Below are 24673 nucleotides of genomic sequence, written 5' to 3'. Positions count from 1 at the left end.
CGGAAAATATCCCGAAAAACAGATACTCCCCCGCTTTTTTAATAAAACACCCCTAATGTCCTTGAATTCATTGGGGTTTAAAACATACTCCCCCGGAGTATTTTTATACTGATTTGATGCTGATTTGAAGCTGTCAGCAGAGCTGAGGCCTAAATCGCCCAGGTTACCTGATTGACCGTGCGGAGCAGCGACACGTCGCCGAGTTCCGCATCCGGCTGCTGCGCCGGGCGCTGCAACACCCGCGCCAGTATCTGTTCTTCCAGAGCGGCAAAGACCGGGTTACCACGCGCGCGTGGCCGCGGCAAATCGATTTTCTGATCCAGCGTGATCTGACCGTCTTCAATCAGAATCACACGATCAGCCAGCGCAATCGCTTCCTGCACATCATGCGTGACCAGCAAAGCAGTGAAGCCGCGCTGCTGCCAGAGTTGCTCAATCAGGCTTTGCATCTCAATGCGCGTTAAGGCATCGAGTGCGCCCAGCGGCTCGTCCAGCAGCAACAGGGTCGGCTCATGCACCAGCGCTCTGGCCAGCGCAACGCGCTGACGCTGACCACCGGACAATACCGATGGCCACTCGCCAGCGCGCTCAGCCAGCGCGACCTTGTTCAGCGCTGCAAGCGCATCGTTGCGACGACCGCGCAAACCAAGCCCGACGTTATCCAGCACGGTTTTCCACGGCAGCAGCCGCGAATCCTGAAACATCACGCGGGTTTCCGGGCGACGGTTGTTTTGCCCGTTGTTCTGCCCATCGTGCTGAGCATCCTGCTGGGCAAACTCCAGGCTGCCGCCGTCGGCTTTTTCCAGCCCGGCGATCAGGCGCAGCAAGGTGCTTTTACCGCAGCCGCTGCGACCGATCACCGCGACAAACTCACCGGCTTCGATATCTAGTTGCAACGACTTCAGCACGCTGCGGGCCTTGTACGATTTTTGCAAATTCTGAATACGGATGGCCGTGCCTGATTGCGGCGTCTGACGTGGCAAATGTGGCAGAGGTGAAATCTGCGGCGATTTCTGCGCTGAGCTCAGTTCTTTTCTACTGTCTTGTCTGCTGTCCTGCCCACTGTATTGTCTGATCACGTCCGCAGCAGATGTCGGCTGCGCAGCATATTCAGTGACTTGGCTGATGCCATCGTCCAGCTCTTGCCTGAGCGCGGCGATACGCGCCACCGCTGGTGAAGGTGAATATAAAATGTTCGGCATCATGCAAGCTTTCTCTGATAACCCGGATGCCAGCGCAGCCAGTAATGTTCAAGTGCGCGTGACAACACATCGGCGATTTTTCCCAACAGGGCGTACAGCAAAATCCCCACCAACACGACATCGGTCTGCAAAAATTCACGCGCATTCATGGTCATGTAGCCGATACCCGCCTGCGCTGAAATGGTTTCAGCAACGATCAGCAAGACCCACACCAGCCCCAGCGCAAAACGCACGCCGACCAGAATAGAAGGCAAAGCGCCGGGCAAAATCACATCGCGGTATAAAGCCCAACCCGACAAGCCGTAGCTGCGCGCCATTTCTACCAAGCCCTGATCAACGGAACGTATGCCGTGAAAAGTATTCAGGTACACCGGAAAAAATACGCCGACCGATACCAGAAACAGCTTCGCCGTTTCATCGATCCCAAACCATAAAATCACCAGCGGTATCAGCGCCAGCGCCGGGATATTGCGTATCATCTGCAGGCTGGTATCGAGCAGGGTTTCAGCGGTGCGGAAAGTACCGGTCAGCAGACCGAGCAACAAGCCCAGACCGCCGCCAATCACAAAACCCGACACCGCACGCCACAGGCTGGTTTTTGCGTGGATAAAAATTTCACCTGAAACGCTCAGATTCCAGAACGCCTTCGCCACCGCTAGCGGCTCCGGCAGAATACGGCTCGATAACCAGCCCTGTTGCGCCGACACCTGCCAGATCACCAGCAATAACAGCGGCACCGCCCACGGTGCCAAGGTGTGCAAAAAACGCACGGCATGGCGACGCCACGGCGGGGCGGGGCGCGCCGATTCGCGACGTCGGAAGGTCTGCGACAAGTCGTCTGCAAGCCCTGCGAATTCATTGAATTCATTGATCTCAGTTATAAGCGGCGACGCCATGCTGTGCTCCTAGCTTTGCGAAACCTGCGGTGCAATCGAATTGGCGATCACTTCGCCGAAAGGGCCTGTGAGCGAACTCGTGACACGCGGTACCGATTTTCCTATCAGCGGAAAGACCAGTTCGGCAAAACGATATGATTCTTCCAGATGCGGATAGCCGGAAAAAATAAAGGTCTCGATACCGAGTGCCGCATATTCTTTAATGCGCGCCGCCACGGTTTCCGGATCACCAACCAGCGCCGTTCCGGCACCACCACGCACCAGCCCGACGCCCGCCCACAGATTCGGCGAGACTTCGAGTTTGTCGCGCTTGCCGCCATGCAGCGCTGACATCCTTTGCTGACCGACCGAATCCATCTTCGCAAACGCTTTCTGCGCGCGCGCAATCACCTCATCATCAACGTAACGGATCAGATCATTTGCTGCCGCCCAGGCTTCTTCATTGGTTTCACGCACAATCACATGCAAGCGGATACCAAAGCGCAAAGTGCGGCCATGCTTAGCGGCGCGTGCGCGCATGTCGGCAATTTTTTCAGCCACGGCCGCAGGTGGTTCACCCCAGGTCAGATAAACGTCAACCTGTTCCGCTGCGAGCTCGTGCGCCGGTGCCGATGAGCCGCCGAAATACAAAGGCGGATGCGGCTTTTGCACCGGTGGATAGAGGGTCTTCGCGCCTTTCACGGTCAGGTGTTTGCCGCTAAAATCATAACCGGCATCACCACCTTCACCGGCCAGCGATGCGCGCCAGATGCGTAGAAATTCTTCCGTGATTTCATAGCGTTTTTCATGATCAGCAAACACACCATCGGCTTCGAGTTCCCCCTGATCGCCACCGGTAACGATATTGACCAGCAAGCGCCCGTTCGATAAGCGATCAAAGGTGGACGCCATGCGCACTGCCAAACCCGGACTGCTCAGCCCGGGACGAACCGCCACCAGGAATTTCAGTTTTTTGGTCGCACTGATCAGGCTGGAAGCAACGACCCAGGCATCTTCGCAAGAGCGACCGGTCGGCAGCAGCACACCATCGTAGCCCTGAGTGTCCGCCGCCACCGCGATTTGTCGCAGGTAGTCATAACTGATTTCGCGCGCACCGTGGCTGGTGCCGAGATAGCGCGTATCGCCGTGGGTAGGAATAAACCAGAAAATATTCAAGCTCATCGCATTTCTTTCTTTATTTCAGGACAGATGTTTTCGCGCCGGACGGCAGCCAGACTGCTTCGCGTACGTTGATGCGTTTCGGGATCAGCTTCAGATCGGCAAAGGTATCTGCAATGCTTTGCTGTTCCTGAATCACGGCCTCAGACAAGGGCTTCACACCATAAGAAAAACGGCCGACGGACAGTTCAACGATGGTCGGTTCCAAACCGACCTGCACCGACAGAATTGCTGCGGTTGCCTTGATGTTCTTTGCGCTCCAGTCGCCGGTCTTGGCGATCTCATCCAGAATCACACTGATGATCTCGGGATGCTTCTGTGCGTAAGAGCGTGAAGCGAGATAGAACTGGTGATTACTGACTACGCCTTTCCCGTCGGCCAGCACGCGGGCGCCGAGCTGCTTTTCAGCGGCAGCCAGAAACGGATCCCAGATCGCCCAGGCATCAACGCTGCCGCGCTCAAATGCGGCACGCGCATCGGCGGGTGCGAGAAATACGACTTCCACATCTTTGTACGCAAGCCCGGCTTTTTCCAGCAGCTTCACCAGCAGGTAATGCACATTCGAGCCTTTGTTGAGCACGATTTTTTTGCCCTTCAGATCCGCCACCGATTTGAGTGCAGAGCCTTTCGGTACGACGATCGCTTCGCCCGCAGGAGCCGCAGGTTCATTGCCGACATACAGTAAATCGGCACCGGCCGCCTGCGCGAAAATCGGCGGCGCTTCGCCAGTAGTACCGAAATCGACACTGCCGACATTCAGACCTTCCAGCAATTGCGGGCCCGCCGGAAACTCTGTCCATTTCACTTCCACACCCAGCGGTGCAAGGCGTTTTTCGAGGCTGGCACTGCCTTTCAGCACAGTCAGCGTGCCGTACTTCTGGTAGCCGATGCGCAAGACACTTTTCGCTGCGACTTTCGTTTGCGCATGAGCGACATTCAGGCCTCCGGCAAAAGCAATCGCCGTCAATGCCAGCATGCCTGTCAGCACGCTGCGGCGCAGTGCAGTGGTCTTTTTCACCTGTTCAACGTAACGTGTATGACGGTGTTGCGGGATAGTATTCTGATCTTCACTCATTTCATTTCCTTGACTGATAAGGCAAGACTTACCCCTGCCGGAAATCTGGCATTGCGGTAACGCTTACGGGATTGCTGGTAAATATCCGGTGTTGCAGCGGTTCAGAAAACCACGATTGATGAACCTGTCATTACCTGAACCGGCATGAGCTCAGGTGCAAGTCAGGCACAATTCAGGCACGACAGCACATCAGTTCTGCGACTGCCGGTTTCGATGCCTGTATATGCCGTAAAGACGAGAGGCTCTCGGCCAGTAATTGTGCTCCGTCAGCAACTCGCTGCGCTATCGCGGCATCCAACTGTAAGCCTTGCTGTTCGTGCCACTGAACCTGTGCATCGGTTGCATAGACGCCCGGTAGTACATAACGTGCCGATAGCGATGTCAGCACCGGGCGCAAGGCGTAATCGAGTGCCAGCATGTGCGACTGGCTACCGGCTGTCGCCAATGGCAATACGATTTTTCCGCTCAGGCCATCTTGCGGCAGTATGTCTAAAAATGCTTTTAACAAACCGCTGTAAGCTGCTTTGTAAATCGGTGTGGCAATCACCAGCGCATCGGCACGTTCGACCAATAATCTGGCGACGTTCAGTTCAGTATCGGAAAAATCCGCATTCATCAGCGCTTCCGCCGGCAGATCGCGGACATGCAGGCTGACGGTACGTTGTCCGAGCGCATTGAGTTTCTCACCGGCATACTGCAGCAGACGAGTGGAGCGCGACGGCGAAGACGGGCTACCGGAAAGCAGGAGAATAGTCATAGTGATTCCTTCAATGCGCTCGATAGCGTCAATTATTTTTTATTTGGCTGATAAATCTGATCAAATACACCGCCATCGGCAAAATGGGTTTTCTGAGCGACAGTCCAGCCACTGAAGGTGTCATCAATATTGAATAGCTTGATTTTCGAGAATTGCCCGGCATATTTTTTCGCCGCTTTTTCACTGACCGGACGATAGAAATTTTTACCGATAATGTCTTGTGCCTCGTCGGTGTAGAGGTAATTCAGATAAGCCTCAGCCACTTTGCGTGTGCCGCGTTTATCGACCACTTTATCGACGACGGACAACGGTGGCTCAGCCAGAATACTGATGGACGGTGTGATGATTTCAAATTTATCCGCGCCGAATTCTTTGAGTCCCAGATAGGCTTCGTTTTCCCATGACAACAGCACGTCGCCAATACCGCGTTCGGTAAATGTCACCGTTGAACCGCGCGCACCGGAATCCAGCACAGGCACATTTTTAAACAGCTTTTGCACATATTCTTTTGCCGACGCGTCGCTACCGCCTGGCAATTTCAGCGCATAACCATACGCCGCCAGATACGACCAACGCGCACCGCCGGAAGTTTTCGGATTCGCAGTAATCACAGATACGCCGGGCTTAATCAGATCGGCCCAGTCTTTAATGCCTTTAGGATTACCTTTACGCACGAGGAAAACGATGGTGGATGTGTAAGGCGAGGCATTGTGTGTCAGACGTTTTTGCCAGGATTTTGACAGCAAACCCACATTCGCAATCGCGTCGATGTCATACGCCAGCGCGAGTGTCACGACATCGGCATCCAGACCATCGATCACCGAACGTGCCTGTTTGCCAGAGCCACCATGCGACTGTTTGATCGTGACTTTGTCACCGGTTTTTGCCTGCCATTGTTTTGCAAACGCCTGATTCACGTCCTGATACAGTTCACGTGTCGGATCGTAGGAAACATTCAGCAGCGTGATGTCTGCAGCTTGGGAAGCACCGTGAATCGCACCGGCAAACGCGAAGCTGGCGAGGAGCAGGAATTTTTTTGCTTTCATCTGGAATCCTTGGAATCAGTGTTTAACGAGGATGTCAGAATAATTCGCGACTTTATATTTGAAAACGAAGTATTTTTACGATCTATATTCATTTTTCATATAAAGAGCCTGATCAGCAGTTTTTTACCGGCTGGGCTACTATGTGCTTCTTTCATGAAGGAGACCTCCATGCTGCGACATTCTGTTGTGTATTCTGTTGTCTGTTCCGCCATCATTGGCAGTCTGGCTGCAATCAGCAGCCCGGCCTTCGCTGAGGAAGCGGATGCCTGCCCGACCATCCTGAATCACAAATTCAATCGCCTGCAAGACGATGCGCCGCAAGATCTTTGTCAGTACAAAGGGAAAGTCGCATTGGTCGTCAATACCGCCAGTTATTGCGGCTTTACCAATCAATACGAGGGGCTGGAAAAAGCCTATGCCAAATACAGCAGCAAAGGTCTGGTCGTACTCGGTTTTCCGTCGAATGATTTCGGCAAACAAGAGCCGGGCAACAGTAAGGAAATCGCCGATTTTTGCTACAACACCTATGGTGTGAAGTTTCCTATGTTTGCCAAGTCATCCGTGACTGGCAAAGACATCAATCCGCTGCATGCACAGTTGGTCAAAGCGACAGGCACAACGCCGAAGTGGAATTTCTATAAATACCTGATCGATCGTAAAGGCAACGTTGTTGCCGCTTACAGCAGCATGACTAAGCCGGACGATAAAAAGCTGGTCGCCGATATAGAAAAAGCGCTGGCGGAATAAGCTGACGACCTACATACAAACGCCGTTGAAAAAAAAGCTGGAAGCCCCTGTTTATGCGGGCTTCCAGCCTTTTTTTCTGATGTGGTACAGCGTCGGTTTGCAGGAACAGCCAGAAAAGAGAGTTTGCGTTACGCAACCGGTGTTCTGGCCTGCTCTGATAAAAATCCACCGATAGTCGCATGCACCATCGCTGCGACGATCTGCTCATGCGTCAACCGCTGGTCGCGCACCAGAAACTCCATCGTCGGATCACAGGCACGTGAATACAAGGTGTACACCAGCACATCATCCGGCACCAACGCCGTCAAAGCGCCTTGCTTACGTGCCGTTGCCACCAGTGCATAAAAACGCTTGTTGATCCGCAAAGCCACTGTCACGTAATCGAGATTCAGCATCAGGCTACGTTGCAAAGCGCGGCTTGTCGATGGCAGATGCGGCACGCCCCCTTGCAAACGCAAACGCAGTGACCAGGCAAGAATGTGCCTGATTTTTTCTATCGCAGGCATGTCTTCCGGCAGGGTGTCTAATTCTTCCAGTGTTGCTTTCAGCAGACGGGTCAGCGCGGCCGCTGCCAGCTTTTCTTTCGAAGAAAAGTGTTTGTACAGACTACCTTTCGCGATGCCGACCGCATCAGCGACATCATCCATCGTCATCAGGTCATACCCTTTATCAGATAAAAGATGATTGACCGCATCAATGATCGCTTCTTCACGCGCGTCAAACTGCTGTTTTTTAAAGGGAATTTTTAGCTTTATCATTTTTTTCTGTACAACTTTAAACTTTGTAGTATATTTCGTGACTGATCAGTCACTAAATGAAACATCAGGTCATATTTTAACTCAGGCGTATCGGCAACGGGTAGAAATCTGTATTTCCTCCCGGTCGGGTCGGTAACAGAGCATGGCTGAAATAAGCGTAAGTCGGGAATGCAAGCTTGTTGGGCGGCATTCATTACAAAAAAATTTATCGTTAAAAAATGATGAAAATTGCGGTCATCGGTTCCGGCATCTCCGGCCTCTCCTGCGCTTATGAATTATCCCGCGCACACCACGAAGTCAGTCTGTTTGAGGCAGACAGTTATTTTGGCGGACACACGCATACCGTTGATGTGACGCTGGAAGGAAAAACCTATGGTGTCGATACCGGCTTCCTGGTGTTTAACCACAAAACCTATCCGAATCTGGTCCGGTTATTTAAAGAACTGCAGATAGAAACTGTCGCGACTGATATGTCGTTCTCGGTCAAAATGCCTGTCGCCGGCAGAACACTGGAGTGGGCAGGTGCCAATCTGAATACCGTGTTCACACAACGAAGTAACCTGTTGAATCCACGCTTTCTGCGCATGTTACGCGACATCCTGCGTTTCAATAAACAGACAACCGCGATGGCAAAAGCAGAAGCAACGCATGATTTCCACATTCCGCTAGGTCAATTTCTGCGGCAGCATCGTTACAGTGACGAGTTTATTCACTGGTATCTGTTGCCGATGGCCGCCTGCATCTGGTCTTGCCCGACTGCGACCATGATGGAATTTCCTTTATCGTCGTTCGTCAATTTTTGCCACAACCACGGCTTATTGCAGGTCAACGACAGGCCGCAATGGCGTACCGTCAAAGGCGGTGCCCGACATTATGTTGAACAGCTTCTGCCACATATTGCCCACACCTATCTGCATGCGCCAGTCAGTGCGGTAAAGAACAGTGCATCAGGACGGGTCAGCGTCATATCGGCAAGAGGCATTGAAGAGTTTGACCACGTCGTCATGGCGACACACAGCGATCAGTCGTTGAAAATGCTGACAGACAGCACCACCGTCGAACAACAGATATTATCGGCAGTGAAATACCAGCCTAACCGCGCGGTACTGCACACCGACGCCAGCTTCCTGCCGGAGAACCGTAAAGCCTGGTCCGCCTGGAATTACCAGAGTGCGAATGGAAAAGAGCCGCAAGTCTGCGTGCATTATCTGATCAATCAATTGCAGCCGCTGCCATTCACAACCCCGGTTATCGTCAGCCTGAATCCAATTCAGGACCCGGCACCGGAAAACATCATTGCCAGCTTTGATTATGCCCACCCTGTGTTCGATGCCGCAGCAGTGAAAGCGCAAACCATGCTGAATCAGATACAGGGCCAACGACAGATCTGGTTTGCCGGGGCCTGGACGGGTTACGGCTTCCACGAAGATGGCCTGAAATCCGGCTTGCGCGTCGCAAAAAATATTATCGCCAGCCAGACGCTGGTGAGGCCACTTGCAGCCTGACACCGATCGCTTTTTCTCAGCCCAATAAACAATGACACAAGCAGATAACGCTACACGGAAACAGCAGACCGCATCACCGACGATACGTCTGTGTACCGGTGAGGTCATGCATAAACGCCTGCGCCCGGCAATAAATGCGTTTCGCTACGGCATCTTTTTTATCCGTGTACCTGTACGTGCGCTGACGTCTCAAACCTTGCCGGTGCATGCCCGCTTTTTTTCACACAATCGTTTTAATCTGCTGTCATTTTTCGACAAAGATCATGGCGATGGTCAACAGCCGCTCAGCAACTGGCTCGATGCGATATTGCACAAGCACGGCATCAGCGATGCTGATGGCGAAATCTGGCTGCAATGTTTTCCACGTGTGTTTGGCTATGTGTTTAATCCTGTGTCTTTCTGGTTTTGCCAGCGCCGCGATGGCAGCCTCAGAGCGATTGTCTGTGAGGTTCGCAATACCTTTGGTGAAAAGCATGTCTATTTACTGGAGCAAGGCGACACGCTGCTCAACGGGCAGGAACTACATGTAAAAAAAATCTTTCACGTTTCGCCTTTCTGTGCAGTAGAGGGCAATTACCGCTTCCGTTTTTTGCAGACACAGCAGCCCGATACGCAGCACAACATACGCCACGTCGCCAGAATTGATTATGACGATCGTCAGGGGCCAGTGCTGATCACCAGCGTCTCTGGTGAGGAGCAGGCAATGACGGATCAACAGATCGTCAAAGTGATGTTGCGCTACCCGCTGATGACTTTCGGTGTCGTTGCCCGCATCCATCTGCAAGCATTACGCCTGTGGTTAAAACGAGTTCCATTTTTTTCCAAACCAACTCCACCATCGCAAGAGGTTAGCCGATGAGCACTTTGCATCCAACTTTGTCACCCGACAGCAGCCAGACAAAACAACTGGACACCACGCAGTTTCCTGCCGAAGCCCGCTTTGTCATTGGCTTATTGAACCGGCTGGAGCACGGTAGTCTGCGCATACAGTTTCCGGATGGGCAGATCGCGCGCTTTGGCCGTATTGATGATGGCAATCGCCACGTGATGCTGGAAATGAATAACTGGCAGCTCTGCCGCGCAGTACTGAAATCCGGCGACATCGGCTTTGCCGAAAGTTATATTGCCGGTCACTGGACAAGCACGCATCTGGCGGGACTGATAGAGTTGATCACGCGCAACCGCGCGCAACTCGAATCCGTCATCTACGGCACCTGGTGGGGTAATCTTTTGTACCGCATCAAACATCTGTTGAACCGGAACTCGAAAGCGGGCAGTAAAAAAAATATTCATGCCCACTACGATATCGGTAACGACTTTTATCGTCTGTGGCTGGACCCTTCCATGACCTATTCCAGCGCCATCTTTTCCTCGGATCAGGTGGAAAGTCTGCACGATGCGCAACAGATGAAATACCGCCGCATCCTGCAACAACTGAATCTGCCCACGCAAGCCAAAGTGCTGGAAATCGGCTGTGGCTGGGGTGGTTTCGCTGAGATGGCAACACGCGATGCACAAGCCCATGTGACAGGATTGACGCTATCGACCGAACAATTACATTTTGCCCGCGAACGCCTACAACGTGCCGGTCTGCATGCACGCAGCGATCTGCAGATACAGGATTACCGCGATGCCCATGGTGACTACGATGCCATCGCTTCGATAGAAATGTTTGAAGCAGTCGGTGAAGAATACTGGCCCGGCTATTTCGCCTGTCTGCAACGTAATCTGAAACAAGGCGGTCGAGCCTGCATACAAAGCATCACGATTGCGGATGAATTATTTGAGCGTTATCGCAAAGGCACCGATTTTATTCAGCAATATATTTTTCCCGGCGGCATGTTGCCGTCGATAGAAAAATTTCACCAGCTGGCAGAGCAACACGGCTTACAGGTGATTGATACTTTTACCTTTGGCCTCGACTACGCACGCACTTTACTGGAGTGGCGTAAAGCATTCATGGAAAAACTGGAGGAAGTCAGAGCGCAGGGATTTGATGAAGAGTTTTTACGTACCTGGGAATTTTATCTCGCGTATTGCGAAGCAGGATTCCGCGCTGGCAATATCGACGTGGCGCAATTTACCTTGGTCAAAAAATGATAACCGTTGCCGTACACCGTTATCTGTCGACTCTCTTGCTAAGCATCTGCAGTCTGGCCTGTAGTGTTCAGGCTGCGGCAACTGAGGCACCGCCACCAATACGTGATGAGATACCGCAGGCAGTATTACAGGGAACCGGTAGTTATCGCTGGTTCGGGCTGGCCATTTATGACGCGGCGCTGTGGATTTCAGCGGGAAATCCATCCGACATGCGGCAACGTTTCGCGCTGGATCTGACCTACGCCAGAAATCTCTATGGCAGCAAAATCGCTGAAGCCAGCATCGATGAAATCGGCAAACTGAAGCTCGGCACAACGGAAAAACGGCAGCAATGGCTGCTTCAGATGAAGGGAATTTTTCCGGATGTCAAAGAAGGCAGCCGGATTACCGGCATTCATATTCCAAATGAGGCGGCGCGTTTTTATCTGAACGGCAAACTTCTCGGTGAAATTCGCGACCCGGAATTTACACACTCTTTTTTTGCGATCTGGTTAGACAAAAAAACCTCTGCGCCGGATTTACGCAACAAGTTGCTGGGCAATTCGGAACAAACCTATCAATGACTGAATGTCTCCGCTGAAAGACACTATGAAACTACATCACGTATTTAAAAATATTGTCGTGCTGGCTGCCAGTCTGTTGCTGGCATCCTGCGCCAGCACTTATGACCCGGCTCTTTATGCGAAGGAAAAGCCGCAGCTCGTATTGCAGCAATACTTTAATGGCACGCTCGACGCCTGGGGTATGTTTCAGGACCGTTCCGGCAAGATAGTCGAACGCTTCACCGTCGTCATGCGTTGCCAATGGAATGGCGATACCGGCACGCTGGATGAAGACTTTACTTACTCTGACGGCACTAAACAAAAACGCATCTGGACCTTGAAACAGACTGCGCCCGACCGCTTTACGGGTACTGCCCCGGACGTGATCGGAGAAGCGCAGGGCATCGTTTCCGGTAACACTCTGCATTGGAATTATGTGTTGGCACTTCCGGTTGACGGCACTGTGTATCACGTTGATTTTGACGATGTGATGGTGCTGATGGATGACAAAGTCATGCTGAACCGCGCGATCATGCGCAAATTTGGCGTTGATCTCGGCAGTGTGACTTTGTCGTTCACAAAACGCGATGGACAGAAAAAATGAATCCACGCATACGCGACTGGCAAGGAAAGCGTGTCTGGATCATCGGCGCATCAACTGGGATCGGCGCCGAAGTAGCGCGGCTGCTACTGACTAAAGGCGCGACAGTCGCTCTCTCTGCTCGTAATCGGGAGCAACTGCGACACATCGCTCAAGCCTACCCGAAAGCACTGGCCTTGCCACTGGACATGACAGATCTCGTCAGTTTACAAACAGCGCATACACAGTTGCTCGCAGAGTGGCAACAGCTTGATCTGGTTTTAGTGGTCGCCGGCGCCTACAATGAAATGCGGGCAGACAGTTTTAATCTCGCCGACGCCAACCACGTGCTCGACGTCAATGTGCGTGGGGTCTACCAGTGCCTGGAGGTAATACTGCCCACCTTGTTAAAACAGGGTGCAGGCGGCATAGGCATCGTCGGTTCGGTTGCTGGCTATTCCGGTTTGCCAAAAGCACTGGCATACGGGCCAAGTAAGGCGGCGATCATTAATCTGTGCGAATCACTGTATGTGGATCTGCATCCGAAAAACATTGGGGTGTATATGATTAATCCCGGCTTTGTCGCCACGCCGATGACGGCAAATAACGATTTTGATATGCCGGCCTTAATGACAGCACCGGCTGCAGCACAAGCATTGGTGCGGGGTCTGGAGCAAGGGGAATTTCATATTCATTTCCCTAAACGTTTTACCAACTGGCTGCGGCTGGCACGTTTACTGCCTTATCGCGGTTATTTTTATCTTGTACATAAAGTGACAGGACTATAAATGAGCCCTCAGGAACATCAGGCCAGTCTGGATAAACTGGTGAGTTTTTTTGAAACCATCAGCCTCAACGGGGTCGATGATATTGGCCGGATTTATACCGAAGATGCGTATTTCAAAGACCCGTTTAATGAAGTGTGTGGCACCAACAATATCAGGCGGATTTTTCTGCATATGTTTGAGCAGGTGGATCAACCGCGTTTTCTGGTGACCTCTACCGTACTGCAAGGCGACAATGCATTTTTATGCTGGGATTTCCTGTTCACGATGAAGCGTTTCAGCAGGGAAGAACAATGCATACGCGGTGCAACCCACATCTGCTTTGCCACCGATGGACGCGTCACCATGCACAGGGATTACTGGGATGCCGCCGAGGAACTGTACGAAAAGCTCCCGTTGCTCGGCGGTCTGATGCGTTTTTTAAAGCGGGCAGCGAACAAGTAAGCGCATACCGAATATGCGGCAATACCTGCCGCAGTATCCGGTATTTGTCAGAATCACTCTGCCGCTTTAGCAGTTTTAGCAGCTTTATAAGCAGGTAAATATTGTGCCAGTCTGGCGCCCATTTCCTGACCCAGCGCCTGTAAGCCACTCATCGGTCTGACCATCACTTCAAAATCCCGTATCTTGCCGGTATCGTCGAAAGCAATCATGTCAGTGCCCTTGAGCTGCTTGTCGCCAACCCGGGCACTGAATTCAAGCACCACATTGAGCCCATCGTCTGACACGAATTCGCGGTGATAAGTAAAATCCTGAAATACCTGTGTCACCGTACCCAGGATCAGCACGACCGCCTGCGCGCTGGCATACGGCTGATGCGCCATCGGGGAACGGAATACCGCTTCGGGATGAACGATCTCCGCCAGCCCGTTAAGATCACGTGCAGCAATCATCTGATGCCAACGTTGTAAAGATGCAGCTGCTTGTGGGTGCAGTTGATTCATCAATGTCTCCTCCCTTTTTTATCAGATCGTTGCTGCCAGGCGTGTACCCTGATTAATCGCCCGTTTGGCGTCCAGTTCGGCTGCAACATCAGCGCCGCCGATCAGATGCACGGTTTTTCCTGCTGCTTCCAAAGCCGCCTGCAGATCACGGCGCGGTTCCTGACCTGCACACAGAATGACGTTATCAACTGGCAGTATCTTTTGCTGACCATCGATCGTCACATGCAAGCCCGCATTATCAATCTTGTTGTAAGTGACACCGGCAAACATATGCACGCCGCGGTTCTTCAGTCCGGTACGATGTATCCAGCCTGTGGTTTTACCCAGTCCGTCGCCCACTTTAGAGACTTTACGCTGTAACAAGAAAATTTGTCGTGCCGGCTTTTCAATATCTGCTTCTGCCAAACCGCCCACGGTCTGATAGCTGGTATCCACACCCCATTCGGCAAAGAATTTTTTCGGATCCAGACTAGGGCTGGTGCCGCTATGACTCAGGTATTCCGCTACGTCAAAACCTATGCCTCCGGCACCGATAATTGCCACGCTCTTACCAACGGCTTTCTTTTCCCGTAGCACGTCGAGGTAGCTCAATACTTTTGGATCAGTCACGCCTTCAATTTCCGGCGTCCGTGGTGTGATGCCCGTTGCCAGCACGATCTCATCAAAGGAACTCAATTCATCGGCAGTGACCAGCGTATTCAGACGGAGTTTGACGCCGGTCAGCGTGATCTGCTTCGCAAAGTAACGCAGGGTTTCATAAAACTCTTCTTTGCCCGGCACTTGTTTCGCAATATTGAATTGCCCACCGATCTCGGCTCCCGCATCAAATAAGGTGACGTCATGCCCGCGACTGGCGGCGGTCGTCGCAAAACTCAGACCGGCTGGCCCGGCACCGACAACAGCGATACGCTTGGCCTTGTCCAGCTTTGCATTGAGCAGCTCGGTTTCATGACACGCACGTGGATTCACCAGACAGGACGTAATCTTGCCACCAAACGTATGATCCAGACACGCCTGATTACAACCGATGCAGGTATTAATCTCATCTGCCTTGCCTTGTTCTGCCTTGCGCATGAACAGTGGGTCGGCCAACAATGGACGCGCCATCGAGACCATGTCGCAGAAATCATCCGCCAGCAATTGTTCAGCCACATCCGGTGTATTGATACGGTTCGTCGCGACCAGCGGGATACTCACATGACCTTTGAGTTTCTGCGTTACCCAGGCATAGGCCGCACGCGGCACCTTAGTTGCAATCGTCGGGATACGTGCTTCATGCCAGCCTATGCCGGTATTGATGATGGTCGCTCCTGCGGCCTCAATTGCTTTGGCAAGTTGAATGACTTCGTCCAGCGTGGAGCCGCCTTCGACCAGATCGAGCATAGACAGGCGATAGATGATGATGAAATTGCTGCCGACTTTTTCGCGGATACGGCGCACGATTTCGACCGGAAAACGGATGCGGTTTTCATACGCCCCGCCCCATTCATCATCGCGCTGGTTCGTGCGGGCAGCAATAAACTCGTTGATCAGATAGCCTTCCGAGCCCATCACTTCCACACCGTCATAGCCTGCAGATTGCGCCAGACCGGCACAGCGGACGAAGTCATCTATGGTCTGCGCGACTTCCTCGGTCGTCAGCGCATGCGGCGTGAACGGGTTAATCGGCGCTTTGATCGCGCTTGGTGCGACCAGCGTAGGCTGATACGAATAACGTCCGAAATGCAGAATCTGCATCGCGATTTTTCCACCTTCACGATGCACGGCATCGGTCACGATGCGGTGATGTGCCGCTTCTGCTTCGGTCGTCAGCATCGCACCGCCATGCATAGGGCGCGCGCGCTCATTCGGCGCGATCCCACCTGTCACGATCAGAGCAACGCCACCGCGCGCGCGTTCAGCATAGAAGGCCGCCATGCGTTCAAAACCATTGTCCACCTCTTCCAGTCCAACGTGCATGGAACCCATTAACAGGCGATTTGGCAAAGTGGTAAAACCCAGATCAAGCGGTTTGCTCAGGTGAGGATAGAAAGACATGGCGTTTCCTTATTGGAGAAAAACAGTATCAGTCGCATGAAGCGGACGATACGAGGGATAGCGAGAGAATAACGAAACAACTTTATATATGCAACTGGTTGCATATAAAATGTCGCCAACCAAGCTCGAATAATTACTCTAGTACTGCTATGTCCCTGCCCCACGCCTTATTGACCTCCCTGATCGAAAAACCCTGTTCCGGTTATGAACTGGCACGCCGCTTTGATAAATCCATCGGTTATTTCTGGCATGCGACGCATCAGCAGATTTATCGTGAACTCGCACGTATGGAGGAAAACGGCTGGGTCAGCTCGAGTGAGGTCGAAGGTGGCCGTGCGGGTAAAAAGCGATTCGAGGTATTACCGGCAGGACGAACTGAATTGCAACGCTGGGCCGCCGAAAGCACAGAGCCTATGCGCCTGCGTGATGATATGCTGGTACGACTACGGGCCGACGCTGCCGTCGGTGCGCCCGGCCTGATAGAAGAAATGGCGCGTCGTCTGAAGTTGCATGAACAGGAATTAGAAAATTACAAGGCAATAGAACAACGCGATTTCAGTCACAGGCCTTTGTTGCGTGAAGCACAAATTCATTATCTGATTTTGCAGGCCGGTATCAGTTTTGAAGAAAGCCGGGTCGCATGGACAAAACAGGCACTGACCACATTGCGACAACAACAGTAAGCTAAGCGCCTGACATCCGGGATACTTTTTCCTGCGACAAAGAGACAGCGTCCTTTAAAATAGCCGATTTCCCGAACCGGATAAATGACTCGCTTATGGATGATTTTGCTTCTTTGTGTACGCGCGCACGGGCAGGAGACCCGCTTGCAGCGGAACAACTCATGCAGAAAATTTATCCTGAATTACACATCATGGCGCGCGCGCGTTTGCGCCAGAGCGGTCACCTGACTTTGCTTGATACCACCGCCCTGATTAATGAAATGTGGCTGCGTCTGAATGCCAACACCCAGCTTCAGCTCGCAGAAAAACATTATTTTCTCGGTTATGCCTCACGTGCGATGCGTTCTATCGTGATTGATTATGCGCGCCGCCGTCAGGCGGAGCGTCATGGCGGCAGTGCAGAACATGTCGAACTCAGTTCCCAGCCCGATCTCAATGCCCCCGATGAATCTGAGCTTTTACGTGTACATGATGCGCTGAACGAACTGGAGCAGATCGACCCGCGTCTGGCACAAGTCGTGGAACTGCGTTACTTCGCCGGACTCAGTGAAGAACAGACGGCCGACTTTCTCGGCATCGCCAGACGTACAGTACAACGTGACTGGCTGAAGGCAAGAGCCTTACTGTTTGAAGCACTGTGCTGAAGCGTTTTATCAATCCGGTGACGCTTTTCCTGTGATTTTTCCGTTCTGATCAGCATCCCTTTTTTCTGGAGACATTCGGTGGTACTTCCCAGTGAAGACTGGCATCTGATATCGGTGCTGTTTGATGAAGTCATGGATCTGAACCCGGCGCAAAGACAACAACGACTGGCAAGGCTGGAGACTGAGAATCCGCAGCACCATCGTCGTCTTTGTCAGCTAATCGCAGCACATGACAAGGCGGAAGAACATGCTTTTCTGCTGACCACGCCGAAAATCACGCTGGATGACGGTACACGTAGTCCTTTGCCAGTGATGTATGAAGAAGGAATGACGATAGGCCCATGGGAGCTGCGCAAGAAAATCGGCCAGGGCGGTATGGCCAGCGTCTGGCTCGCGGTACAGAAAAACAGCGAATTTAAACGTGAAATTGCCTTAAAACTGCCGTATCCGGATACTCTGAATGGAACGATAGTCTCGCGCTTTATCCGCGAACGCGACATTCTCTCGCAACTGACACATCCATATATTGCTCGCTTATACGATGCAGGGATCAGCAGCGAACAACAGGCATGGCTGGCGCTCGAATACGTCAGGGGCAGACACATCGTTGACTGGTGCCGCGAACAAAAGCTGGATTTGCACGCACGTATCCAACTGATGGTGCAGGTATGTTCGGCGGTGCAATATGCCCACTCGCATCTGGTAGTGCACCGTGATCTGAAGCCCAACAATATTCTGGTCACAGAAGAGGGTTATGTGCGCCTGCTCGACTTTGGTATCGCACAAATTCTGCAGGGTGGCAACAATGTCGCTATGACTCAGGCGGCACCAACCGGAGAAAGTACAGGCCCGGTCACCTGGCGCTACGCTTCACCGGAACAGATACTCGGTGAAGCACCGGGTATTGCCAGTGACATTTATTCACTCGGGATCGTTTTCTACGAGTTACTAACGTTCCTCACACCATATCAACCGGCAAACCGTTCACGTGCCGCGCTGGAGCGGGCAATTCTGCATGATCCGGTGGCACCACCTTCAGAACTTCTGCAGGAAAACAAACAGCGCCACCAGTTGCGCGGTGATCTGGATGCGATCATCCTCAAAGCACTACGAAAATCGCCGCTGGAGCGCTACACCACGGTCGATGCGTTATCGGCCGATCTGAAACGCTATCTGCGGGGAGACACTGTCAGTGCCAGGCCTGATAGCCTGTGGTATCGCAGCAGCCGCGTTTTGCTCAAACACCGCTGGATTGCTGCCAGCGGCCTGTTTTTGATTTGCTTTCTGTTTGCAGCAACCGCAGTTTCCCTGCATCAGGCGCGCATTGCTCAGACCGAGGCAATTAAAGCGAAAGCAATGTATCAGTTCGTCGTCAGTCTGTTCAATCCCGATCAGAAGCCGGATCTGGATCTGGCAAGACGCCAGATGACGCTGAAAGATCTGGTCAGCCTCGGTACCGACCGGCTCATTAACGAACTGCAGGCACATCCGGAGGAGCGGGCAAAACTGTTACATGATCTGGGACAGCTCACGGTACAACTGGGACTGCAGGATGAAGCCGCCCGTATTTATCAAGTCAGTCTGGAACAGGCAAGGCAGAGATACGGTCAGGACAGCAATGAATACGCGGGAGTGTTACTCGATGCGGTTGAATGGCTGAGTGGAAATAACCGCAGTCAGGAAGCCTGCCAATATGCAGACCGGGCGCTGGAAATTTACCGCCGTCACCATGCCCCCGACGAAAAACTGGCGGTCGCTTACCGCAAGGCCGGACATTGCGGCGTCAACCTGCACCCCGCCGGATTTCCGAGAGATATTCAGTATCTGGAAACGGCGGTACGTTTATCCCGGACCGCAAAAGACCGCGCAGAACTCTCATCTGCGCTGGAAAATCTGGGACTCGCTTATCTGAATTCTGACCGTCCTGAGAACGCGTTAACGGCCTTTAACGAATCCCTTCAACTGCGACAACAACTGTATGGCGCACATGCGTGGCAAACCGCAGAATCTCTGCAAAGTGTCGCCATCACGCTGGATACTCTGGGCAGAACCGGAGAATCTGCCGCAGCGCGCCTGCAGGCATTACAAAGCATGGAAGATATCTGGGGCAAAAATCATTATTTTGTGTCGGAAAGCAAAGCTTATCTGGCCGATATGCTGATCGATGCCCTGCGCCGCCCGGAGGGCCTTGCCTATGCGCGGGCGGCCTATGAAATTATGCTGCTGCCTGACTGGCGCAATCAGAAACTGGATTATCTGGAAAATGCCAGCGCAAGCTATCTGAAAATTTTGTACCGCAGCGGTAATTTGCAGGAAATGCGCAGCGTCTGCGACCAGTTCCCCTGGAAAACACCGATTCGCTATCCCATCCTGCGCAACATTATGTTCAACCACTGCGGTAGTGTTGCGCTGTATTTCGGTGATACAGAGACCGCACGCCGCTTTGCCAGTGACAATTTCGCACTATGGAAACAACACTGGCCGCAACAACCCAGCAGGGCCAGCGGCATACATTTGCTGAATGCCGAAATTGCCAGAGCATCACACCATCGTGAAGAAGCCATCCGCGAATACCGCGCAGTGCTGACCAGTGCGGCAAGAAAAAATCATTTCGCCCGCACTCAGGCATGGCTTGGCCTGTCAAGGCTGGCCGGTAGTGACCAGACATTGCTGCCATTGCCACAGATGCAGGCTGAGCTGGAATTTTTCCTGCGTCCGGGCCAACGCGACTACTGGGCAGGGTTCGAAGCCAGCATGCGCGAGGCTATCGGCAATGTCTATCTGGCGCGAGGTCAGACTGCGGCTGCACAAGAAGCAATGAAAGCAGCACTCGCCATACGCGAACAGGCCGACGATACCCGCAATGGTATTTGGTACGCATTGACCATGTTCCGGCTCGCTGACGCCATGCAGTCTGACGCTACCGGACAATCCGCTCAGTTACGACAACGCGCCAGTGCCATTTGCGGACAATATCCCGCCTGTCGCTGGCAAGCACCATCCTCGCATTGAGCGATGAATGCGTATCACGTCTGTCTTCCTTCTTTATTCTGCCTTTTAAAAAAAGTGCCTCCGCGTGGCGCTTTTTTCTCAAAAATTCCGTTCATACAAAGGAAGCGTCGTCCTGCCTGTCAATACGATAGTGCAGCGACCTGTTTTTCTTTTCATTTATAAGGATACGGCATGAAAAAAGCTCTTCTGGTAATGAGTCTGATCAGCGCACTCAGTGCATGTGGTGGCGGCAGTTCAGGTTCCGGCAGCAATTCCGGCAATAGCACTGGTACCGGCGGCACCGGAGGTACTGGCGGGACGGGTAGTACATCATCCGGAATGACAGAAGCAATGAAAGTTTTTGCAGAAAGCTGGATCAGTATGCAGGCTGTGCTGAATCTGCACGATCTGCTGATTATGGCTGGCAACAGCGGTAACTGCCCGAAAGGCGGCAGCGTCAGCTTTAACGGCAGCACAACCAGTCTCAGCAACTGTGTGCGGCGCTTCCCGGCAGATAATGCCTATCTCGGTAATTTCAGTGGCACACCAGTATTCACGGGCTCAGTCAAAAGTCTGAATTTCCAGAGCGCTGGCAACCTGAACGTCAATGCCGGAGATAATCCCACTGTGACGCAGTACGTGATGAGCAATGCCAACTTCAATGGTACAGACAATAATACTGACAGCGGAGATACCAGCCAGATCGGTAACGGCAGCGCCACATTCGTCATTGGCACAGCCAGCAGCTACGCTGTCACATCGGTTGGCAGTACCGCAGTCAATAATGGCAGTAGTCTCAACAGCAATGCTGGCTTTTTCTACAGCAAAAGCAATGCTGCCACCAGTCGCGTGGTCACGACACAGAATCTGATCTTCAGCAGCGATGCCAGCGGCATGACGAACCGTCCTGCAAGCGGCACCTATAACGTTGCCGTTGGCGGCATTGCCACCAGTTGTGTGAACGTCGGGGTACAAATGCTGGCCAACAATCAGGTAAAAATCAGTTGCAGTGCAACCAGTGAATCACGTACTGTGAACTGGAGTGATACGGATGTGCAGAGCGCCCTGCGCAGTGCCCGCAGCTAAATACGCGGTATGAGAAACGGGAGACGGAAAGGTATTCCATCTCCCGTTGCGGATATTGCCCGTTAGACTATCGACTGCCGATGTTCCCTTTGAGGCAGATCTGCTGGTCATGAAACATCAGCCGTTTCAGGCCGCAATGCCAAACAAGGCACCGACGCCGGCCGTCAGCGCCATCGCCAGCGCTCCCCAGAAGGTAACGCGGGCAGCAGCCACCGTCACCGAGGCACCACCGGCATACGCCGCAACCGACCCCAGTAAAGCAAGAAACAGTAGCGCACTGATCGCGACCGACCACATCAGCCAATGGACGGGAAACAAGAAAACCACCAGCAAAGGTAAAACCGCACCGATTGCAAACGTGGCTGCCGATGACAGAGCCGCCTGCACAGGCCTTGCCGCCAATGCATCGGAAATCCCCAACTCATCGCGTCCATGCGCACCGAGTGCATCGTGTGTCATCAGTTGTGTCGCCACCGCAGCCGCCAGTTCTGCATCGAGGCCACGGGCAATGTAAATATCCCGCAATTCTTCATGCTCATGCGCAGGATCTGCCGCCAGCTCCCTGCGCTCACGTTCAAGATCCGCCGTTTCGGTATCCGCCTGCGAGCTGACCGATACGTATTCCCCCGCTGCCATCGACATTGCGCCGGCCACCAGCGCAGCCACTCCCGCAATCAGAATATCTTTGGAAGCTGCTCCCGCAGCTGCCACACCGAGTACCAGACTGGCCGTAGATACAATACCGTCGTTCGCCCCGAGCACAGCGGCACGCAGCCAGCCTATGCGGTGCGTTTTGTGTCGTTCTATATGTCGCATGAGATCACTTTACGTTGAATTTTCGGGGCAAAAGACACAGATGATTTATTATTTTTGCGGCGTTTTTGTAGTTGTTTTGGCTGCTGTTTTTGTGGCCGTTTTTGGCGTACTTTTGCTCGCCGTCTTGCTGCTCACTCCGGTTTTATTTTTTGATTTGGTAGCGGCAGAGGCACTCGCTTTCGCTGTTGGTTTTGCCGCTGTTTTTGCTGAAGCTGTCGCAGATTTTCTTGGACGGGCATTCGTTTTTGGCTTTGTCGCATCCGCTTTACTCAGTGTTTCTTTTGCCAGACCATCGCCTTCCATTGCCTGGCTGACCGCTTGCTTGAATTGATTCTGCAGCAGATTCCACCAGGCTGCCGGGTTCGCAAACGGCGTGCCGGCATCATTGCCAGAGGCGAAGCCTGGCGTTTTCTCTGCAGTCTCCGCTGCTTGCGGCGGGATACTTTCCGGCTCAGGCTCAGGTGCAGACTCCTGCTCTGGCGCTGGTGCTGGCGCCGCTGCCGGTGGCATAGGCCAGCTAGTATGATCAGACGCGTTAGACGAACCGGGTTTCGGAATATCCGTCTGCGCCGCACTGGCTTGTGCATTGGCTTGCGCACTTGCCTGCTGCATGTGCTGGGCAAAATTTTCACCCAGTGATTGCAATGTCGCAATCGTGGCACGCTGGACTTCGAGCGCCTGTATCGTGCCGCGCAACATGTTCATATTCACATTCAGCCACGATTCAACTGTTTTCAGATCCTGAATTTTTTTATCCAGTTCATCAACCGACATCGGCGGTGCGACCATGCCCGGAACATTCATACTGCCCCAGAGTTTTTTGATGAACCCAAGCGGATCACCCATAGAATTCATGCCGGGAATATCAGAACCAGAAAAAGGATTGCTCATCGGTGTACTCCTTATGTAGGCGCTGTCTGCACGCCATGATGACACTGCATGTGAAGACTGAATAGCGTTCTGCTAACGTCTCTCCATCTTGCATGAGCTGGGTAATGCAGTCAATCCGGATTCAAAGAATCGCTCGGTTTTAAAACCGTAACCGCTGCCTTCATTGTCAAAACGCGTTCCGGCCTCGCCTTTTTTCTGCATAACGGATACGTACAAAGGCTGCAATAACTGATGGTCTTCCGCGCGCATCAGTGCCTGGTGAAAACCATTGCTGAAACTCGCATTTTCCAGCGCCCGTGCTACCGCTGCTGCTTCGGTAGATTTCGCCTTTTCTATCGCGCTGGCCAGCATTTCCACCATCAGTTGCATACGCAGATGCACGTAATCATCCTTTGCCAAAGGATAGCGCTTACGGAATGCCTGATAGAAATCATCGCTCACTTTGCCGCCGACATTCGGATGCCATTCGGCCACCGCACGCACCCGCCCTATGCCTGCATCACCGATCGCGGCCGGCGCGCCCAACCCATTCGCATAGAAAGTGTAAAACTTGATGTTCATCCCGGCTTCTTTGGCTGCTTTTACCAGCAAAGTCAGATCATTGCCCCAGTTGCCAGTGATCACAGTATCCGCGCCGCTGGCTTTGATTTTTGCGGCATACGGTGCGAAATCCTTGACCTTGCCTATCGGATGCAGATCTTCACCGACGATGCTGATATCCGGCCGTTTGCGCGCCAGCATCGCGCGTGCCGATTTACCAACCTGGCGGCCAAAACTATAATCCTGCCCGATCAGATACACTTTTTTGGCGCGGCTATCGTCTTTAATAACCTCGGTCAGCACGTTCATGCGCATATCCGCATGCGCATCAAAACGAAAGTGCCAGAAACTGCACTTTTCATTCGTCAACACGGGGTCAACCGCTGAATAATTCAGAAACAATACGCGGTGATCAGGCATGCGCTGGTTATGTTTGTTGATCGCATCGATCAGCGCCGCAGCGACAGCAGAACTATTGCCCTGCACCACGAAAGGAATTTTCTGGTCAGTCACCTGCCGTAACAAAGTCAATGACTCTTCCACACCCTGTTTGTTATCAAACACGCTCAGGCTCAGCGCATGCTGGCCATCCGGCAAACGGACACCACCGCGCGCATTGATGTTGTCGATCGCGATTTGCAGGTTACGCTGAACTGCTTCGCCGGCATTCGTGAACGCTGCGCTCATCCCATCGATCATCGCAATGCGTATCGGTGGCAAAGGTTCTTTAGACGTTACGGCAAAGGATGTTGAAAACGGCAGGCTCAGGAATGCAGCTATAGTGACGCGCAGAAAAAAAGTCATAACCAGAAATAAATAATCAAAAGTAATACTGAGGCAAAGACCTGAATTCTACGCCGTATAAAATTCCTGCAATGTCATCGCAGCTA

At 52.7% G+C, this 24673-nt stretch carries 24 protein-coding genes; 12 read left to right on the top strand and 12 right to left on the bottom strand.

Annotated features, from left to right (window positions below; translation table 11 throughout):
- Window positions 1-149: 149 nt before the first annotated feature.
- The 6 genes from H8K29_RS11535 to H8K29_RS11510 form a co-directional block, all read right to left on the bottom strand.
- Window positions 150-1127, bottom strand: a complete 978-nt coding sequence (locus H8K29_RS11535; protein ID WP_370527182.1) for an ATP-binding cassette domain-containing protein — start codon at window positions 1125-1127, stop codon at window positions 150-152.
- A 74-nt stretch (window positions 1128-1201) separates the two neighbouring features.
- Window positions 1202-2098: an aliphatic sulfonate ABC transporter permease SsuC gene (gene ssuC / locus H8K29_RS11530; RefSeq protein ID WP_186897714.1), complete on the bottom strand. Its 897-nt coding sequence runs from the start codon at window positions 2096-2098 to the stop codon at window positions 1202-1204.
- A 9-nt stretch (window positions 2099-2107) separates the two neighbouring features.
- The gene (gene ssuD / locus H8K29_RS11525) at window positions 2108-3253 is read right to left on the bottom strand and encodes an FMNH2-dependent alkanesulfonate monooxygenase (protein WP_186897829.1); all 1146 of its coding nucleotides are present in this window, start codon (window positions 3251-3253) and stop codon (window positions 2108-2110) included.
- 19 nt (window positions 3254-3272) lie between these two features.
- A complete protein-coding gene (locus H8K29_RS11520; RefSeq protein ID WP_255423361.1) occupies window positions 3273-4232 on the bottom strand; it encodes a sulfonate ABC transporter substrate-binding protein in 960 nt (319 codons plus the stop codon).
- Window positions 4233-4503: 271 nt separating this feature from the next.
- Window positions 4504-5088, bottom strand: coding sequence for an NADPH-dependent FMN reductase (ssuE, locus tag H8K29_RS11515; RefSeq protein ID WP_186897712.1), 585 nt, complete (start codon window positions 5086-5088; stop codon window positions 4504-4506).
- A 32-nt stretch (window positions 5089-5120) separates the two neighbouring features.
- A complete protein-coding gene (locus tag H8K29_RS11510; RefSeq protein ID WP_186897711.1) occupies window positions 5121-6134 on the bottom strand; it encodes a sulfate ABC transporter substrate-binding protein in 1014 nt (337 codons plus the stop codon).
- Window positions 6135-6302: 168 nt separating this feature from the next.
- Here H8K29_RS11510 and H8K29_RS11505 point away from each other — a divergent pair, with 168 nt between their 5' ends.
- On the top strand, window positions 6303-6881 hold the full coding sequence (locus H8K29_RS11505; protein ID WP_186897710.1) for a glutathione peroxidase: 579 nt from the start codon (window positions 6303-6305) through the stop codon (window positions 6879-6881).
- Between the two features lie 128 nt (window positions 6882-7009).
- On the opposite strand, the gene H8K29_RS11500 is transcribed toward H8K29_RS11505, so the two are convergent.
- Entirely contained in the window at window positions 7010-7639 is a 630-nt protein-coding gene (locus H8K29_RS11500; RefSeq protein WP_186897709.1) for a TetR/AcrR family transcriptional regulator, read from the bottom strand.
- 221 nt (window positions 7640-7860) lie between these two features.
- On the opposite strand from H8K29_RS11500, the gene H8K29_RS11495 reads away from it, so the two are divergent.
- From H8K29_RS11495 to H8K29_RS11465, 7 genes are read left to right on the top strand one after another with little or no spacing between them, the layout of a single operon-like run.
- Window positions 7861-9144 carry an NAD(P)/FAD-dependent oxidoreductase gene (locus H8K29_RS11495; RefSeq protein WP_186897828.1) on the top strand — a complete coding sequence of 428 codons (1284 nt, stop codon included), beginning with the start codon at window positions 7861-7863 and terminating at the stop codon, window positions 9142-9144.
- A 31-nt stretch (window positions 9145-9175) separates the two neighbouring features.
- Window positions 9176-10003, top strand: a complete 828-nt coding sequence (locus tag H8K29_RS11490) for a DUF1365 domain-containing protein (RefSeq protein WP_186897708.1) — start codon at window positions 9176-9178, stop codon at window positions 10001-10003.
- Window positions 10000-11244, top strand: coding sequence for a cyclopropane-fatty-acyl-phospholipid synthase family protein (locus H8K29_RS11485; protein WP_186897707.1), 1245 nt, complete (start codon window positions 10000-10002; stop codon window positions 11242-11244). The genes H8K29_RS11490 and H8K29_RS11485 overlap by 4 nt, the downstream gene beginning before the upstream one ends.
- Window positions 11241-11807 (top strand): chalcone isomerase family protein, encoded by a 567-nt coding sequence (locus H8K29_RS11480; protein WP_186897706.1) that lies wholly within the window; start codon window positions 11241-11243, stop codon window positions 11805-11807. Before H8K29_RS11485 ends, H8K29_RS11480 begins: the two co-directional genes overlap by 4 nt.
- 25 nt (window positions 11808-11832) lie before the next feature.
- The gene (locus H8K29_RS11475) at window positions 11833-12390 is read left to right on the top strand and encodes a DUF3833 domain-containing protein (RefSeq protein ID WP_186897705.1); all 558 of its coding nucleotides are present in this window, start codon (window positions 11833-11835) and stop codon (window positions 12388-12390) included.
- Complete coding sequence (locus H8K29_RS11470) at window positions 12387-13154, top strand: SDR family NAD(P)-dependent oxidoreductase (RefSeq protein WP_186897704.1); 768 nt, start codon at window positions 12387-12389, stop codon at window positions 13152-13154. The genes H8K29_RS11475 and H8K29_RS11470 overlap by 4 nt, the downstream gene beginning before the upstream one ends.
- Complete coding sequence (locus tag H8K29_RS11465; protein ID WP_186897703.1) at window positions 13155-13595, top strand: nuclear transport factor 2 family protein; 441 nt, start codon at window positions 13155-13157, stop codon at window positions 13593-13595.
- 53 nt (window positions 13596-13648) lie between these two features.
- Here H8K29_RS11465 and H8K29_RS11460 read toward each other — a convergent pair whose 3' ends face one another.
- Window positions 13649-14095, bottom strand: coding sequence for a nuclear transport factor 2 family protein (locus H8K29_RS11460; RefSeq protein ID WP_186897702.1), 447 nt, complete (start codon window positions 14093-14095; stop codon window positions 13649-13651).
- Between the two features lie 21 nt (window positions 14096-14116).
- Window positions 14117-16132: an NADPH-dependent 2,4-dienoyl-CoA reductase gene (locus tag H8K29_RS11455; protein WP_186897701.1), complete on the bottom strand. Its 2016-nt coding sequence runs from the start codon at window positions 16130-16132 to the stop codon at window positions 14117-14119.
- Between the two features lie 149 nt (window positions 16133-16281).
- On the opposite strand from H8K29_RS11455, the gene H8K29_RS11450 reads away from it, so the two are divergent.
- The 4 genes from H8K29_RS11450 to H8K29_RS11435 all read left to right on the top strand — a co-directional run bounded on the left by H8K29_RS11450 (window position 16282) and on the right by H8K29_RS11435 (window position 21536).
- Window positions 16282-16815, top strand: a complete 534-nt coding sequence (locus H8K29_RS11450; RefSeq protein WP_186897700.1) for a PadR family transcriptional regulator — start codon at window positions 16282-16284, stop codon at window positions 16813-16815.
- A gap of 95 nt (window positions 16816-16910) precedes the next feature.
- Window positions 16911-17459 (top strand): ECF-type sigma factor, encoded by a 549-nt coding sequence (locus tag H8K29_RS11445; RefSeq protein ID WP_186897699.1) that lies wholly within the window; start codon window positions 16911-16913, stop codon window positions 17457-17459.
- A 78-nt stretch (window positions 17460-17537) separates the two neighbouring features.
- Window positions 17538-20471, top strand: coding sequence for a serine/threonine-protein kinase (locus tag H8K29_RS11440; protein WP_186897698.1), 2934 nt, complete (start codon window positions 17538-17540; stop codon window positions 20469-20471).
- A 171-nt stretch (window positions 20472-20642) separates the two neighbouring features.
- A complete protein-coding gene (locus H8K29_RS11435) occupies window positions 20643-21536 on the top strand; it encodes a hypothetical protein (RefSeq protein WP_186897697.1) in 894 nt (297 codons plus the stop codon).
- A 126-nt stretch (window positions 21537-21662) separates the two neighbouring features.
- Here H8K29_RS11435 and H8K29_RS11430 read toward each other — a convergent pair whose 3' ends face one another.
- The 3 genes from H8K29_RS11430 to H8K29_RS11420 all read right to left on the bottom strand — a co-directional run bounded on the left by H8K29_RS11430 (window position 21663) and on the right by H8K29_RS11420 (window position 24587).
- Complete coding sequence (locus H8K29_RS11430; protein WP_186897696.1) at window positions 21663-22352, bottom strand: VIT family protein; 690 nt, start codon at window positions 22350-22352, stop codon at window positions 21663-21665.
- Window positions 22353-22400: 48 nt separating this feature from the next.
- On the bottom strand, window positions 22401-23243 hold the full coding sequence (locus tag H8K29_RS11425; RefSeq protein WP_186897695.1) for a PhaM family polyhydroxyalkanoate granule multifunctional regulatory protein: 843 nt from the start codon (window positions 23241-23243) through the stop codon (window positions 22401-22403).
- A 72-nt stretch (window positions 23244-23315) separates the two neighbouring features.
- A complete protein-coding gene (locus tag H8K29_RS11420) occupies window positions 23316-24587 on the bottom strand; it encodes a branched-chain amino acid ABC transporter substrate-binding protein (protein ID WP_186897694.1) in 1272 nt (423 codons plus the stop codon).
- Between the last annotated feature and the right edge of the window lie 86 nt (window positions 24588-24673).

Source organism: Undibacterium sp. CY21W, assembly GCF_014284265.1.
Taxonomy (GTDB): domain Bacteria; phylum Pseudomonadota; class Gammaproteobacteria; order Burkholderiales; family Burkholderiaceae_D; genus Undibacterium; species Undibacterium aquatile.
This window is presented reverse-complemented; position numbering and strand designations above follow the sequence as displayed.